23 protein-coding genes are annotated in these 14,746 nt (G+C 55.9%); 19 read left to right on the forward strand and 4 right to left on the reverse strand.

Annotation, left to right across the window (positions count from 1 at the left end; all coding sequences use genetic code 11):
* Positions 1 to 305 precede the first annotated feature (305 nt).
* Complete coding sequence (locus ACPYOI_RS30330; RefSeq protein ID WP_481415195.1) at positions 306 to 488, forward strand: hypothetical protein; 183 nt, start codon at positions 306 to 308, stop codon at positions 486 to 488.
* A 239-nt stretch (positions 489 to 727) separates the two neighbouring features.
* Here ACPYOI_RS30330 and ACPYOI_RS30335 read toward each other — a convergent pair whose 3' ends face one another.
* Positions 728 to 2,731, reverse strand: coding sequence for an acyltransferase family protein (locus tag ACPYOI_RS30335; RefSeq protein WP_481415194.1), 2,004 nt, complete (start codon positions 2,729 to 2,731; stop codon positions 728 to 730).
* A 467-nt stretch (positions 2,732 to 3,198) separates the two neighbouring features.
* On the opposite strand from ACPYOI_RS30335, the gene ACPYOI_RS30340 reads away from it, so the two are divergent.
* The 10 genes from ACPYOI_RS30340 to ACPYOI_RS30385 all read left to right on the forward strand — a co-directional run bounded on the left by ACPYOI_RS30340 (position 3,199) and on the right by ACPYOI_RS30385 (position 9,778).
* On the forward strand, positions 3,199 to 4,494 hold the full coding sequence (locus ACPYOI_RS30340) for a tyrosine-type recombinase/integrase (RefSeq protein ID WP_481423773.1): 1,296 nt from the start codon (positions 3,199 to 3,201) through the stop codon (positions 4,492 to 4,494).
* Positions 4,478 to 4,840 (forward strand): hypothetical protein, encoded by a 363-nt coding sequence (locus tag ACPYOI_RS30345; RefSeq protein WP_481423774.1) that lies wholly within the window; start codon positions 4,478 to 4,480, stop codon positions 4,838 to 4,840. Before ACPYOI_RS30340 ends, ACPYOI_RS30345 begins: the two co-directional genes overlap by 17 nt.
* A 123-nt stretch (positions 4,841 to 4,963) precedes the next feature.
* Positions 4,964 to 6,166: a DUF3644 domain-containing protein gene (locus tag ACPYOI_RS30350; RefSeq protein ID WP_481423775.1), complete on the forward strand. Its 1,203-nt coding sequence runs from the start codon at positions 4,964 to 4,966 to the stop codon at positions 6,164 to 6,166.
* Between the two features lie 524 nt (positions 6,167 to 6,690).
* Entirely contained in the window at positions 6,691 to 6,924 is a 234-nt protein-coding gene (locus ACPYOI_RS30355) for a helix-turn-helix domain-containing protein (RefSeq protein WP_481423776.1), read from the forward strand.
* Between the two features lie 12 nt (positions 6,925 to 6,936).
* Entirely contained in the window at positions 6,937 to 7,170 is a 234-nt protein-coding gene (locus ACPYOI_RS30360) for a hypothetical protein (RefSeq protein WP_481423793.1), read from the forward strand.
* A 53-nt stretch (positions 7,171 to 7,223) separates the two neighbouring features.
* A complete protein-coding gene (locus tag ACPYOI_RS30365; RefSeq protein WP_481423777.1) occupies positions 7,224 to 7,586 on the forward strand; it encodes a hypothetical protein in 363 nt (120 codons plus the stop codon).
* Positions 7,587 to 7,724: 138 nt separating this feature from the next.
* Entirely contained in the window at positions 7,725 to 8,078 is a 354-nt protein-coding gene (locus tag ACPYOI_RS30370) for a helix-turn-helix transcriptional regulator (protein WP_481423778.1), read from the forward strand.
* Positions 8,075 to 8,599, forward strand: a complete 525-nt coding sequence (locus tag ACPYOI_RS30375; protein ID WP_481423779.1) for a helix-turn-helix transcriptional regulator — start codon at positions 8,075 to 8,077, stop codon at positions 8,597 to 8,599. The genes ACPYOI_RS30370 and ACPYOI_RS30375 overlap by 4 nt, the downstream gene beginning before the upstream one ends.
* Positions 8,600 to 8,826: 227 nt before the next feature.
* Positions 8,827 to 9,168 carry a hypothetical protein gene (locus tag ACPYOI_RS30380; protein WP_481423780.1) on the forward strand — a complete coding sequence of 114 codons (342 nt, stop codon included), beginning with the start codon at positions 8,827 to 8,829 and terminating at the stop codon, positions 9,166 to 9,168.
* 13 nt (positions 9,169 to 9,181) lie between these two features.
* Complete coding sequence (locus ACPYOI_RS30385) at positions 9,182 to 9,778, forward strand: DUF6680 family protein (protein ID WP_481423781.1); 597 nt, start codon at positions 9,182 to 9,184, stop codon at positions 9,776 to 9,778.
* 181 nt (positions 9,779 to 9,959) lie between these two features.
* Here the strand turns inward: ACPYOI_RS30385 and ACPYOI_RS30390 are convergent, their stop codons facing one another.
* Genes ACPYOI_RS30390 through ligD form a run of 3 tightly spaced genes read right to left on the reverse strand, consistent with a single transcriptional unit; the run spans position 9,960 to position 11,637 of the window.
* Positions 9,960 to 10,277 (reverse strand): oxidoreductase, encoded by a 318-nt coding sequence (locus ACPYOI_RS30390; RefSeq protein ID WP_481423782.1) that lies wholly within the window; start codon positions 10,275 to 10,277, stop codon positions 9,960 to 9,962.
* 54 nt (positions 10,278 to 10,331) lie between these two features.
* Positions 10,332 to 10,544, reverse strand: a complete 213-nt coding sequence (locus tag ACPYOI_RS30395) for a hypothetical protein (RefSeq protein ID WP_481423783.1) — start codon at positions 10,542 to 10,544, stop codon at positions 10,332 to 10,334.
* Positions 10,545 to 10,587: 43 nt separating this feature from the next.
* Entirely contained in the window at positions 10,588 to 11,637 is a 1,050-nt protein-coding gene (gene ligD, locus ACPYOI_RS30400) for a non-homologous end-joining DNA ligase (RefSeq protein ID WP_481423784.1), read from the reverse strand.
* A gap of 54 nt (positions 11,638 to 11,691) precedes the next feature.
* Here ligD and ACPYOI_RS30405 point away from each other — a divergent pair, with 54 nt between their 5' ends.
* From ACPYOI_RS30405 to ACPYOI_RS30440, 8 genes are all read left to right on the forward strand, one after another.
* Positions 11,692 to 11,925 (forward strand): hypothetical protein, encoded by a 234-nt coding sequence (locus ACPYOI_RS30405; protein ID WP_481423785.1) that lies wholly within the window; start codon positions 11,692 to 11,694, stop codon positions 11,923 to 11,925.
* 81 nt (positions 11,926 to 12,006) lie between these two features.
* On the forward strand, positions 12,007 to 12,363 hold the full coding sequence (locus ACPYOI_RS30410; RefSeq protein WP_481423786.1) for a hypothetical protein: 357 nt from the start codon (positions 12,007 to 12,009) through the stop codon (positions 12,361 to 12,363).
* Complete coding sequence (locus ACPYOI_RS30415) at positions 12,363 to 12,554, forward strand: hypothetical protein (RefSeq protein ID WP_481423787.1); 192 nt, start codon at positions 12,363 to 12,365, stop codon at positions 12,552 to 12,554. The genes ACPYOI_RS30410 and ACPYOI_RS30415 overlap by 1 nt, the downstream gene beginning before the upstream one ends.
* 74 nt (positions 12,555 to 12,628) lie before the next feature.
* Positions 12,629 to 13,348, forward strand: a complete 720-nt coding sequence (locus ACPYOI_RS30420) for an SOS response-associated peptidase (protein WP_481423788.1) — start codon at positions 12,629 to 12,631, stop codon at positions 13,346 to 13,348.
* A gap of 80 nt (positions 13,349 to 13,428) precedes the next feature.
* Positions 13,429 to 13,611 carry a hypothetical protein gene (locus ACPYOI_RS30425; RefSeq protein ID WP_481423789.1) on the forward strand — a complete coding sequence of 61 codons (183 nt, stop codon included), beginning with the start codon at positions 13,429 to 13,431 and terminating at the stop codon, positions 13,609 to 13,611.
* A 7-nt stretch (positions 13,612 to 13,618) separates the two neighbouring features.
* A complete protein-coding gene (locus tag ACPYOI_RS30430) occupies positions 13,619 to 14,002 on the forward strand; it encodes a thermonuclease family protein (RefSeq protein ID WP_481423790.1) in 384 nt (127 codons plus the stop codon).
* Positions 13,999 to 14,130, forward strand: a complete 132-nt coding sequence (locus ACPYOI_RS30435; protein ID WP_481423791.1) for a hypothetical protein — start codon at positions 13,999 to 14,001, stop codon at positions 14,128 to 14,130. The genes ACPYOI_RS30430 and ACPYOI_RS30435 overlap by 4 nt, the downstream gene beginning before the upstream one ends.
* A 78-nt stretch (positions 14,131 to 14,208) precedes the next feature.
* Positions 14,209 to 14,442 carry a DUF6894 family protein gene (locus ACPYOI_RS30440; protein WP_481423792.1) on the forward strand — a complete coding sequence of 78 codons (234 nt, stop codon included), beginning with the start codon at positions 14,209 to 14,211 and terminating at the stop codon, positions 14,440 to 14,442.
* Positions 14,443 to 14,746 lie beyond the last annotated feature (304 nt).

Genomic DNA, 14,746 nt, shown 5'->3' on the forward strand with positions numbered 1-14,746 from the left:
TGTCTGAGCTGCGATAGATACAACGACGCCTTTCCTCGTATTTCCCGTAGGCTTGCCGTGGGGTGTAGGACTGTCAAGGCAGTCCGGTGATGTTGGAGCTTAGCGCAGCAAACTCGACCGTCAGCTGGCGGCAGTCAACTCCCCGCCAATCCTGATCCGGCCGCGGGACTCGCGGCATTCTATTTGAGAAGTGCGATTTGGGCTCTGTCCGGTACCGTACGCTCTCATACCTTCATGTATTATTTTATTTCTTTCTAAATTAGTCTTTAGTAGGGTCTCGCCATCAACGTGAGGAGGAGTAGCATATGCAGCGAGTTGAGCCGAACAACGCGAGCACTGGAGCCACGAGCGTTTTGTGCGTGGAGGAATTCGCCAAGCGGCAAGGTATCTGCGAAACGGAAGAGGCTCGCCTGCTCAAGCTGTTCGGTCCATTTGCAACGGCCTGCGAGCTGCTGCACAACGTGAAGCGGGAGCCAAGGTGGCGTTGATGTGAACGGGAGCCGTCATGGGAGTTCCGGGCTCGCATGCCCGCAGTTCAACAGCTACCCAAAAGCAAAGGCCGCCGGAAACGGCGGCCTTTGCTTTTAGCGTCTATAAATCGTCCGGCACGAAGCCATGCCGGATGCCCAGACCCCTGCACGTAATTAGGATACGTCTCCATTCACGTCTTTCTATAAGGAGGCTGTCGACATTGCGGATATGCTTAGAATGCGCCACACGGTCGCGGTCAATGAGCTGCAATGCGGTCGCGCATGCCTGCCAAGACCGTGTCGAAGACGAAAGAGATTGATTTCGCGCCAGATGCAGAAAGATGATCGCCATCCTTGTACCGGACGATACCACCGGCTGTCGCATTGCATGAATGGTCGTCACAAAGAGATGGCAAAGGATCTATGACGTTGACGTCCAATTCTTTGGCAACCTCATCAAGTAGGCGCCGCGCTACAGCCTGTCGCCCATCAACGGACCCCCGAGGTATCTCCAGCTGCGGGGTTTTTCCGAGCATGGAAAGACGCGCAAGGTGTTCCGGCGCCGCATATCCCATCTCTGGCACATCCATGATTAGCGACACCTCAGCGCCAATTGCTTGCAGTTCCCTGATGCGATCGAGCAGGCGCGCCTTTACTGGCTCGGCAGACTCGTTGGAGGCTGAAGTCGCTGGCAGCCCAGATTGGACACCCTGGTTCGGCAAATCCGACTTGGGAAGGTACTTTCTCCAATAAGCGGCCAGTAAAACGTGACCTATCCCGCTTTCCTGTACAAACGCCTGCACAGCTTTGTTAAACCCGTCACAGCGGCCGACCCTATCGGGTCTTATGAGGCCGCCTGAAGCGAAGGGCGGGCATCCGGCGCTTCCCACAAAGACGCCACTGATACCTGCTCTGCTAGCTGCGACGTCCAATCCGGGGGCGATCGCCGCAGCATGGGAGTCTCCCCAAAGGATGAATTCTGGACGAGCTGTCGGTGCTCCCATTCTGCAAATTTTTCCACTTCGCACATCCGCCGTCAGAAGTCCTCGCCCATCGGGATCGGCGAAACAGCCGGGCTCGAGAAACCGGCTGCCGTCGTGCTTGGCTGCGTACAGCCGCGAGGCTTCTCCCTTTAGACGCTGAGGAAGGCCGTCTTTGCTGATGATGAAAGCGTTGACTGAAACAAAAAATGCCACAACGGCCGTCAGAATGACAAAAGCATATTTGGGCTTCTTGACCGCAAGCGAACCAAATCTGAACGGCAGCTCTACGAAACGCCAAGACACTAAGCCGAACAGGAGCGAAAGGACGATGACCAGTCCGACGGCCGTTCCCGTGGATGCCGGTTCGTAGAAGTACGGAAGGAAGATGATAATTGGCCAATGCCAAAGATAAATGGAATAGGATATCCCGCCGATGAACGCCATCGGCGCGTTGCCAAGCAATGCTTTTGCCATCTTCGATTGATGACCGAAAGCGACGATCGCCGCCGCCGACAGGCAAGGAACCAGGGCGGTGAGCCCGGGAAAGGCCGTCGTTTCAGAGTAGACCACCGCGGAGAAAAGCAGGCCAGCAATGCCAAGACATGGCATCACCTCAGCGGCAGCGGGGTTCAGGGCGGGCTTGTATACCGCGATCAATGAGCCGAGGATCAACTCCCAAAAACGGAATGGCAAAAGGTAGAATGCTTTTGTCTGATCGACCTGAACCTCCAGTTGGCTCCAGACGAGAGACGCTGTCAGAGCAAGGACCAAGGCCGGAAGTATCAAGCCTTTCCTGATCCGAAAAAGAAGCGTCAGCCCGAGGGGCAAGATGAGGTAGAATTGCTCCTCTACAGAGAGCGACCAGGTGTGTAAGAGAGGCTTTGTCTTCGCTGCCAAGTCGAAATAGCCACTCTCTCGTTCGAACTGGATATTGGAATAGAAGAGCGCCGTCGCCCGTGCGCTACGCGCATAGTAAGTCAGTTCCTCTGGCATGAAGAGCCAGAACGCCAGCGCGGAGATTACCGCCACCATGACGAACAGAGCAGGCAAAATTCGCCTCATCCGCCGGACATAGAAGTCGACGATCGAAAAGGTCCCCTGCGAGAGGTCCCGCAGGATCATGGTTGCCATGAAATAGCCTGACAAGACAAAAAACGCGTCGACGCCAACGTAGCCGCCCGCAAATCCACCCACACCAGCGTGGTACAGAACAACGGCCATAACGCTGATTGCGCGCAGGCCATCTAGCTCCGGCCTGTAGGAAACACCTGTGAACATTGGAGACCAATCTCGCTTGGACCTATGGCAGATGTTTGATAAGACTGGCTCGTCAAAGGACAACGCACGCGGACCACCCGAAAGCCACTCCTACGGGTCACGGGTTGATAAGACACCCCCAGGGCAGAATGATGGTGTGATGGGCGGACCGCCAGCCATGACTGTAACCGGCAGGCCATGGCCATGGTGGATTTTACGAATGGTGCAGCCAGGCGTTTACCACCAACAAAACGACCACTCGCCAAGCTGTTGGTTTATTGGTGAGAGCGATGGGATTCGAACCCATGACCTACTGATTAAAAGTCAGGCTTGTTGGGTTTTACCAGATTTCACCGTGTTTCATATCCCATTGTTTTTCACCGCTTTTACCCTTATATGCAAGATGTAGATGCCATGATGTTTCACCGTGTTTCCATGATCGGTGGCGACTCGGTGGCGACTCCGTGGTAACTGGAAGTGGGGATAACTTGCCAACAATCAAGATCAGCCGGAAAACTCTCGCAGACATTCTCCCAAGCGACAAACCGACCATCTACTATGACGCCACGCTAAAGGGCTTCGGCCTAAAGGTCATGCCGACAGGGGCAAAGTCATGGATCATTGAATACCGGCCAGGTGCTGGCGGGCGCGGGGTATCTAAGAAGCGCATCAAGATTGGCACGCTGGCGACACACTCGCCTGAGGCTGCCCGCGAAGAGGCGTCACGCACCCTCGCCCGCGTCACACTCGGTTCCGATCCCGCGGCATCGAGGTCCGACGAACGCAAGAGTCAGACTGTTGCGGAAGTCTCAGATACATGGCTCGCAGAACATGTCCTGATAAAGCGCAAGCCAAAAACCTATGACGAGTATAAGTCGGTAGTCGAGCGCTACATCAAGCCAGTGCTCGGTTCCATGAAATTTGGGCTTGTCGCCCCATCGGATGTCAGCCGAATGCAGGCACACATCATTCGCGGCAAGGCCAAGAAGGGCAATGGTGGGCGCACAATGGCCAATCGTGCCCTCGCTACACTTTCCGCGATCTATGGGTGGGCACAAGACCAGGAACTCGTGGCTGACAGCTTCAACCCGGTCAAACGAATAGAACGCTTCAAGGAAAATCAAATTGAGCGGTTTCTCACCTCAGAAGAGATCGGCGCCCTCGCCGCGGCTCTCGCGGAAGCCGAAACGATCGGCCTTCCCTACGAGATCGACGAAACGAAGTCGAAGGCCAAACATGCCGCCAAGGTGAAGAACCGCCGCACCCTCTACGGGGAGCACGCAATAGCGGCTATCAGGCTCTATCTGTTCACGGGCTGCCGTCGAAGCGAGATCCTCAAACTTATGTGGTCGGACGTCGACTTAGAGCGCGGCATCCTGTTTCTTCCGGACTCAAAAACAGGCAAAAAACCCGTGATCCTTTCACCCCAGTCTCAAGCTATCCTCGCCAATCTCCCACGCATCGGGAAGTACGTTATCGCTGGCGCTGAAGCCGGCACGAAAGACGAAGCGCCGCGGTCTGATCTTGATCGCCCCTGGAAAGCCGTCACGCGTCGCGCGGGGCTTAGCAACCTCCGCCTCCATGACCTGCGGCACACTTACGCAAGTATCGGTGCGGGCGGTGGTCAGGGCTTGCCGATCATTGGCAAGCTGCTGGGACACAAGAATATGGCCACGACTCAACGATACGCTCACTTGGATACAGATCCCATGCGGCGCGTCGCTGACTTCATTGGCGATCATATTGACCGGGCGATAGGAGGCGGGAATGGCGAAGCTGCCTGAAGGGTTCAGTCTGCAGGCTCTACCGGTTGAATCAGCGCTTGCCGAAGGTCGGACCGAGGATGCAAAAACTGCCATCATCGAAATCCTGCTGACAGGCAAGGCTGACAAGGTTGTTCAGCGTCTTGCCGCTGAGATGATCCGGCCGCCCAAGCGGAAGCGGGGTCGAAAACCGGCGCTGACTCGGCATTGGCTCGAAATCGGCGAGCAGTTTCATTGGATGAGAGACGCCGGTGTGAAGTACGAGGATGCACTTGTGCGGTTATCCAGCAAATTTGGCTATTCGGAAACGCATGTTCGAAAAGCCATCGCCGAATTTGATGAAGCTCGGGCTGATGCAGCGGAATAGCTCGGCACAAACGAAAATATCCGCCGGGGTCTAGAGAGCGACGGGCGTCAAGAAAGAGCAGAACACCTTGATCAAAAAGTAACCTTCTAGTTGCAAGCTCCATCGCAACTGATGGAGGAACACGTGCCGAAAGCGACCGCCCTGACGGCTGAGGAAAAGAGCATCATTAAGGCGCTTCTTATGAAAGGATGGAGAAATCAAGACATCCACGCCTTGGTCAATTATGAGCGTGGGGCAACGATCAACTTTGGAAGAATATCGGGCGTTAAGCAAGCGCACATACTCCCTGCCTCTGACGAAATGATCGCGTCGTACCAGCGACGAAAACGGAGCTTCGATCCGGTAACAGGCTTGAACCCTTACTATCACGAGCGATTGGTGCGAGCTCGCGAGGCCATGATCTTGGCCGTTACGCTTTTCAATAACGGCGCTTACCGGTTCAAAACAGAAGTGTTTGCAGTTCTGGGAAATATCGCCTGGACTTACCTCATGCACGACTACTACGAGAGATTGAAAGGGATTTCGATTGTAGGTCCTGATGGCACGACGTTCGCGTTGAGCTACATGTTGTCCCGCAAAGACTGTCCGCTCAGCAAAGGTGTAAAGCAAAATCTCGAAGCATTAAAACTCATCCGGGATGAAGTCGAACATAAACTATTCGGCCGCAGTGACGGTACCTGGCTGACGCTCTTTCAAGCGTGCTGCCTTAACTTCGATAAAGCGCTCGTTGATTTTCACGGCGACCGAGTGAGCTTGCGGCACAACCTCTCCATCGCCCTTCAGTTTGGGAAAATGGCCATTGAACAGGTGGCCCAGCTTCATCAATACGATGTACCTGAGAACATCAAGGCCCTCGATGCTGCTCTTTCCGCTGGAAAAACAGACGACGAGCTGAACGACATCGAGTATCAGTTTAAAGTCGTTTACACCTTCGATAGCGCTTCAAAGGGGCAGGCACACATCCACTTTGTGCACCCGGAATCTGAAGAGGGGAAGACGATCCACAACGTTCTTCAGAAGTTCAAAATTGCTGATGAGTTGTACCCGTTCAAACCTGGAGACGTTGTTATCGCCGTGAAGAAGGCGGGCAAGGTCTTCACTATGTCTGATCACACCAGGGCTTGGCAAAAGCACAAAGTTCGTCCGGTGAACAATGCAACGAATAAAGACAAAACCGACCGTGGATATTGCATTTATCATCAAACGCATAAGGACTACACGTATAACCAGAAGTGGCTGGATAAGATGATCGCCGAGGCGAAGACACCCCCGCCAAAGATGGCCCATCCCCTAGCGGCCCTACCCGCTGCAGAGAAGGACGTCTAGGCTGCTTCTGCTTGAAAGTGAGACCAACCGGAAGGCGCGCGGCGAGTGCGGGTGCCGGTGGTGATCGCGCCTTCCTATGGTATAAAAAATGGCCCGCCACTGGATGCGGATCACGGCGGCGGGCCGGCGCGAAGGTCGCGCCTAGAAACTCAGGCTGCCATGAGGTCGAGGGCAGCGGCTCGATGGTTTGGAGTTAGGGGCGCCAGATACTCGCCTCTGACAATTCGATGCGGCCGCTCGGCGCAATCGATAGAGATGTCGTAAAGCTCGCGCCCCGCGGCGGTAAAATGGCGATTGATGATGACGGCGGAATGGCCGTAGAAATCGACCGTTTGGCCGCTCGCGAATTGGAAGCTTTGTCTGCCTATCAAGCTTCTCGGCAGTTGAATTCTCGGAATTGCGTTCATCTCTGCTGGCATCTTCAGTCTCCTCGTTGACTTGTTACCCTGTAATAGGTATGTGATACAGGGTGCCAAATCCAAAGTCAACACCTCGTACTAACTATTTGTCACAGGGTACCAACTATGGATTACGCACAACTGAGGATGGCCCGCGCCGCACTGAAAATAGGCGTTCGTGAGCTCGCCACGATGGCGGGAGTGACGACCGCAACCATCACTCGCTTTGAAAACGAACGTGGCGGACTGAATCAGGTCACTCGCGCTAAGCTCAAGTCTGCCCTCGAATCAGCCGGCATCATCTTCATCGACCAGAACGGCCAAGGTCCTGGGGTTCGGCTCCGCGATCGGCAGGATTGACCGCTAGCGTTGGTGATTGAAATGGAGCAGCCGCGTATTGCGGATTTTTCTGTTGTAAATCGCATTCTCAAGACGCTCTGTCGCGAGAATGGAGTCGAGCGAGATCGAAGAGCCGTTGTGCAGATCGCCACGCTCTTGCTGGGTCTCTGGAAGGAAGGGGTGCACGAAGAAGAGCAGCTTGAAAGTCGTGCGCGGGAAATATGGACAGAGGCTATTGCGGGCGAACCGAGGGCGATTGATTCTTGATCGCCCCAAATCCCTAATCAGTCTCCTCGCTCCAGCCGAAAAGGACAACCTCGATGAACGAATCCACCTTCCAGCCCGCTGTGAACTTTTCTCCGGAAGAACTTGAGCAACATCGCCTACATCAACTTGCTGAAGCCGCCGACGATCGCGAGCTAACGATCGATGAACTCAGGGACCGCTTCGCGCCAGGTTCCTTTGGGTGCCATGAGGCGCTTCAAATGGCGGCGGTGTTCTTAGATTCAGTCGATCGACACCTGTGTGCCCATCCTGCCGTACTGGCGCATGCTGACTGGTATCGGCTGGCCGCTGATGCGCAAACCGCGCTTTATAACCTGTATCAGGCGATTGGTGATGTGCATCTGACGCCGGTTAATACGGAAAGTCCGGTGGATCCTGAACCGACAACAAACTCTTGACCGCGCCATTTTGCGACAATAGCTTCTAACCGCGGCCCACCAATCCGCGACGGCTTTCCTGCCCGCTACCACCGAAGAGGACTTGAACCGCTCCCGGCATTCGTGCCGGCGGCAATATCTTCAACGTCGCGGTGGGCAATGTCAAAATTCGATCCCCAATCAGCCGCCCTAGCCTACGCTCGCAACGCCCAGTCCCTCGATCCCGAAACCGGCTGGCGCCGCGAGGACGTGCAAACAGCCTTCATGGCGGGAATGGACGCTTGCGCGCGGCGAAAGTCCAAAAAGACCGATGGTGCAATTGACATTCTGATTTCGATAAATGCCGCAGCAAAGATGACATCGATGTCGCGCACGATGATCAACAAGTACCGCGAGAGCGGACGGTTTCCTCAGCATGTCGAGATCGGCAATGGACGAGTGGCCTTTGTGAAGGCTGAAGTTACCGATTGGATCGAAGCGAAGATTGCTGCACGGCGGGTTGCTGCGAAATGAGGGCTTCAATCACCCCTCGCCTCGTGGGTCGCAAGGAAGCCGCCGCTTACTGCGGCATCGGCGAATCCACGTTCAGCATGTGGGTCGCACAGGGCAAGATGCCGCCTGCCCTTCCGGGCACGCGCAAGTGGGACCGGCATGCGATTGATATCCACATTAACTTGATGGGAGGCCTTGCCGTGGCAGCAGCAACGCCCGCCATTTCTCCGGAACCAGAACGAACATTGAGCAACTACGAAGAATGGAAGCTCAAGAAGGAAAAACGGCGCGAGAAATATCGGCCGCAAATGGGCCTCGATCAAAAATTGACGCGCATCATCGTCTATATGCATGAGCACCCAGAGTGCGATACCTGTGATGACATTCCCTGGGCTGGTCCGACATTTATGGAATTTCTACGTAAGAAAGGCGCAGTGCGATCGGCCGGCAAAGATGCACGGGGCAAGGATCGGTGGGTGCTTACGGAAGAGGGAAAGGCAGAGGTCAAGCGGATTGAAAAATGGTGGAGATTGGCCCCATGAGCCTTACTTGACGCTTCGCCAACATGAGCTAAACTCAACCCATCGTGTTTCTTGCGGCTGACCACGGATGTACTGGCAGTTGTCTCTGAGACGGATTGAGGAGGGTCGGCACCGAGAGAGGTGCCGGCCTTTTTTCATTGCTTTATTTTTGCCGGGATAACCAGCACACCCATCTTCCAAGGCGCACGCAGTAGGTGCAGAATCTCTTTGTAATGAGGTACTTTGTGATGGCAATAAGTGGTTTTTACGCAGGATATTTCTCAGGCAGCGCCGGCAACGGCATCGCCATGTTCGTTATTACCGAGCAAGAGATTACGGGCGCCGATATGGCGGGCGTGACATTTGATGGAGACCTGAAACATGAGGGGACCCGAATTCGGGGCGAGGTTTTGGTCAAGGTGCCACCCGGCGTTACGATTGTTCAAGGCTACACAGCCCCTCCGCAAGGATTTCACTACTCCGTCGCAGTCGATTTTCCCGATAATTTCGAAACCGAGCCATACATGTCGCTGAAAACACCGATGGGCGAGGTAAACGTACGCTTAGTGAAGGTTCGTGAACTGAGATGAGCGATCCCAATTTTTGGCTTTTCAAGCAAAAGACTGGATTAACATTCTAATTCTAGTAGTGACGGGCATCGCGGTATATGTAGGACCTATCCGCGCGGTCAAAGTTGCACGGAACGAAGAGGAGCGAGTTCAGAAGACGAGACAAAAGGCAGACATTTTTGCGGCCTTGATGAAGACGCGGCGCTTTCAGCTTGATCCTGAACACGTCTCATCCCTCAACCTCATCCAAGTGTATTTTAGCGATGAAGACGCGGTATTGGCTGCGTACAAGGCTTACATTCGCTTGCTGTCACGGCGCGTTATCCCTGGTGTCGCGGATGAGTCCCTCTGGAAAGAGCGTGACGACGCCTTTATCGAACTCGTATACGCAATAGCCAAGGCGCTTGGCAGCTCCCAGGACAAGAAGGAGATCGAGAGCTTAGCATATTCTCCCGAGGGTTGGGCGAATGACGCCGCCACCTCACGAAAGCTGCAATCGCTGCTCATCGAGGTATTTGAGGGGAAACGGGCAGTTCCAATCTCGCCGTTCGCGAATTCGCAGGCCTTCGATCCCTTCCCGCCTCGTCCAACAGCCGTTCCAAACGGCGCAGACCAGCCGAGCGGCATATAAGGTCATTGACTTCTACATCGGCTCATAAACCGCCGCCTGATCCTGCTCCTCGCGCAGCCCCTTATATGAGGCGTGCCGCAGCATCCCGTCATGCGTCCAGGCGCGATTCGGCCGCCGTCTAAAAGGACGGAAAAGCCCCGCAGAGCGACTGCGGGGGTTCTCCTTGACGGTCTGCTAGATGTTATTGGCAGTTGCCAGCGGCATCCGCGGCTACTCCAGGGGCGGTCTTCGTCGCATTGTTGGTTGCTGTTTTGCCCTGAACGCAGTCCGAAGAGTCTTTCTTCCCGGTGGAGTCCTTTTCAGTGTTGGATGTGCTGGTAGCTGAGTTGTTCGCGCCTGAAGCGCCCGAACCGCCGGTGGCGTCGGAACCGCTCGTGGTACCAGAATCACCAGTGCTACCGGAACCGCCCGTCCCGCCCGAGCCGCCGCTGGCCTGAGCCATGGCCGACGTTGCAAGACCGATTGTAAGTGCCGAGACCGTGATGAGTTTCAAAAGCATTGGGTAATCCTTCCATTTAGCTTTTGGTTAGATCCACCCAACTACGTTGCTCTTTCATTGTTCCAGACTGGTATCGGAGATGTGGTCGATGTATGCAGCGTTAAGCTGCGCAGCTATGTCCTCGGCCTCGGTACGGGACAAACCGGTGAGTTTGTGTTCGGATGCCTCTATAGGTAGGTCCGTTTCCTTGTCGAGAACTGACCAGGAGAGATCTGCCTGCTGCACGGCAATAGCCTTCGGTCCTTCTGTCAAACTGCCGCCGACCATGGGAACCTCCCCTCGCCGAACTTCGGCGCGAAGAACCTGTTCCTCACAATTCCTCACTCATCTCATAAACCGCCGCCTCGTCCTGCTCCTCTCGCAGCCCCTTGTAGGACGCGTGGCGAAGCATTCCCTCATGCGTCCAGCTGCGATACTCGATCTCGGCAATGAGGATCGGCTTCACGAAGATTGCGTTCTTCCTGCCGGTGTCGATGGCCGGCTTGCTGGTAATGATCTTGTCCATCTGCTCCCGAAGAGCAGTTGCCGTCCGTTCATTGAAGCCGGTCCCTACCCCACCGACATAGACGAGCTGCTTTCCCTTTCTTGCCGCCAGCAGCAGGCGCCCGATACCCCCGAAGGCCACCGACGAGCGCTCATAGCCGATGATGACGAAGCTGTCGCTCCGGATGCACTTCACCTTGACCCAATCACCCAGCCGGCCGGAGTGATAAGTGCTGTGCCGGTTCTTGGCAATGATGCCTTCAAGGCCGAGCTCGGCAACCGCGGCAAGCAAGTCGTCGCCATCCGCTTCGATCTCTTGTGAGAGCCGGATGAAATCCTCACCGCTGGCAGGAACCAAACCCTCAAGTAGATGCCGCCGCGCCATGAGGTCCATGCCGGTCAGATCGTGGCCGTCAAAGTACAGCAGATCAAAGGCCATGAGCATCGCTTCATGCGAGGTTCGCTTGCCTCCTCGGCCACCGAGTGAATTCTGCAGCATCCCGAAGTTTGGACGGCCCTCGTCATCCAAGACGATCGCCTCGCCATCAAGGATTGCCGTCGCCACGCCGAGCCGCTTTGCCGCCTCCTCGATCTCGGGGAAGCGGCGTGTCCAGTCATGCCCGCCTCGCGTAAGGATGCGAACGCGCTGGGGATCGATGTGCACGGCCAGGCGGTAGCCGTCCCATTTGATTTCATAGACCCAATCCGGTCCCTTCGGCACCTTTGGCTTCAGCAGCGCAAGGCATGGCTCGATGCGCTCCGGCATCGGATCAAGGGGAAGGTTCGGCTGTGTCGGATCGCGGCGCTTGCGCGGCCGGGATCGAACCGGGGCGTCGGCGTCGCTGAGGAGAGGCTTGGATTTCGGTGACTTGTCCATACGGCAGTTTATCAGGAATTCCTTGCCAAACATTAGGAATCAGACATCATCGATATGAGCGACATCGCGAAGCCGTTCGTTACGGACGACGACCCCGACAGGCATATCCGCTGCCAGGATGCCCTGCAGTTCGCAGTCCGCGATTTGATCTCCGCTGCAGTTGCCGCAGGCTGGCACGAGCGTGAGGCAATCGCGGCAATAGGAGAACTGGCGGACAATTACATGCTGGCGCTTGCCGCCAACGACGAGACTGGCGTCCTTATCGAGCTGCTCAAGAAGATGTCTTGACTCTCTTCCTGATGAGAACATAATAAGAACATACGGCGCCGCGGCCCGATAGCTAAACAGTTTTGGGAATGGAGGACGGTTATGCCCCGGCAGCCGAATGAAGAAGAATTGGCGCAAGGCACCTATTGGACCCCGCCTTACGAAGTCACCGTCACCGACGCGCACCCCCGGCTGCTTGCTGCACTGAAGGCCGGCGCGGCTATCGAGCAGGTGCACCTCTTCGTAGCCGGCGCCTATGATATGGGATCCGGGGCGCCCATGGGTCAGTTGGAGGTTGCCATTGATTGCAATCGCGGGCTGGCTTGTGGCGCCTTCAGATCGATCATCAACGGAGACGACATCTCGGGTAAACCTGCGTGGTTTGCTTGTGCCAACGATCCCGACACCGCGATCCAATTGGTCCTGGATACTGCCAGGGCTGAAGGGCTCGTTCTCTGATGCAGCCAGCCACCAAAGAAGACATTGACTACGAGGTCGAAGCTGCCCTCGCCTTTCACGACGATGACGCCAAGGCAACGATAGCAACGCTGTTGGCCGACATCCGTCATCTGAGGCTTCAACTCGCCTTGACGGAAAGCGCGATCAGCCGCGGTATGGTTCGGGGCTGGTCGCCGAAGTATGATCGTTAAACGCTGTCCTCATTGCGGAACATCGAATGGGCATGTTTAGTTACGCTCTCGAAATCAGGGGGAGCGAGCTCAAAATGTGCGGACGCATATTCATCAAGACCAATCTCGAAAGCATGATGGATGCCTTTGCGTTTGCTGATCGCAAGGGTGCGTTAAGCCTCTCAAACCAGTTGCCTCGCTATAATGGCGCCCCTTCCCTGGATTATCCGATCATCATCAAAGACCTGGTGCGCGAGCCGGTGACCATGGGCACCATCTTTGTCAGCGCCCGATGGGGATTGATGCCGGGCTGGATGAAGCCAGGCGGAAGGCCGCCACCAATCAACGCGCGCTGTGAAGGCATTGCCACCAACGGCATGTTCAAGTCCGCCTATCGCTCGCGGCGCTGCCTGGTACCGATCGACGGCTTCTTCGAATGGAAAGACATCTTCGGCACCGGCAAGAACAAGCAGCCTTATGCCGTTGCCATGAAGTCGGGAAAGCCCTTTGCGCTTGCCGGCGTCTGGGAGACTTTCCGAGATCAGGCGGGCATTGAAATTCGCACGTTCGCCATCATCACCTGCTCGGCGAACGATATGATGGCCGCGATCCACGACCGCATGCCAGTCATTTTGCATCACGAAGACTATGACCGCTGGCTCTCTCCAGAGCCGGATCCCAACGACCTGATGAAGCCGTTCCCGTCCGAACTGATGACGATGTGGCCGATCGACAGGAAGGTCGGATCGCCGAAGAACGACAGACCCTATATCATCGAAGAGATCGATCCCGATCCCGAACCGACACTGATCTGAACCGCGGGGTAGGTGAACGGTGCGACTAGACCCAGGCGGCCTTCCATGTTTGATATTGCCATTCACTAGGGAGGCGAAGCGTGAAGCAGAATAGGTTTTCCACCATGCAGGAAGCCGATGGCAGCTGGACCATCATCGATCGTCGCACGGGAGAGCCGGCCGAAAAGTCAGGCTTGATCCTGTCGCATCTAAGACCGAACGCCGTTCTCGGGATGGTGCAGATCCTCGAAATGATCGAAGACGCGCCGAAGAAGCTTCATTGAGCTTCACATGATAACGGGGTTACTCGTCTGCGCCTCGTTAACGGCGGTCGACGGCGACACGGTCAAGTGCCTGCCGAGCGGTCAAAATATGCGGCTGCTGGGGGAAGGTGTTCCGTTCGTCTCGGGTATTGATACGCCGGAGATCGGATCGCACGCGAAGTGCATCAAGGAACGGAAGCTGGCGTTGATCGCCAAGGGAAGGCTGAAAGAGCTTTTGGCTGAAAAGGGATTGCGGATCGAATGGAGCGGCGCGATCGACAAAACGCCGTCACATCGACCGCTCGTGAATATCTATCGGACGAACGGCCAGGAGATCGGCCAGACGCTGTTGCGGGAAGGCTTCGCTCGAGAGTGGCGGCCAGGAAAGCGAAATGACTGGTGCAGCGAATGAGACCGGAAGATCACGGAGAGCCTAGCAGGCCTGACTGGTGGATATGGCCGGTGATGGCGCTCGCTATGCTCGGAGCGATTGCCGGCGTCATCGGCAGTTTGGCGGCGGTGCTGGACGCCCTCCGCTGATGGCTAAGGGCACGCCAGCGACAGGAACAATGCGAAGCCTTAATTGTTCTCTGATCGCATAACAGAGACTGTCCGTCGATGGCGAGGTACTATTTTCATATTCGTAACGGGGATCAATTGGTCGAAGACGACGAAGGTATCGACTTGCCGACCGTTTCGGCCGTTCAGGAAGAGGCCCGCAACGCGGCCCGCGAGATGATTGCGGATTTGGTAATGGGCGGTGAGCAGATGGCGGCACAGCGCTTCGAAATCGTCGATGAAAGCGGCGATATCGTCGCGGTTCTTCCGTTCGGGTTCATGGTCTTGGATTGACTTCAGCAGATCGATTGCGACGAGAAACCAGCCAGGGTGGCAGAACATTCGATCGAGCTAGGCTGTTTATTGTTTGGGATCGTTTGGCAGGCTGATTGTTTTGCCCCTGCCTTGCCCTTAGGAACGCCGCGCGATCCTCTGGATCAGACCACCCCGCTCAGGCGGGCTTCTCTTATGTCGGTACGTTAGCGGACGACCAAATTCCCTTTACTATTGGCGCCCTCGAGGCGTACAGTTTGTCATCGGTCCACGTATGCAACCGGGTGTCGACCGCTTGAGAGACAATCTGCTCTTGCCCCAATGG

It is taken from the genome of Rhizobium sp. SVR5-2C (assembly GCF_056755115.1).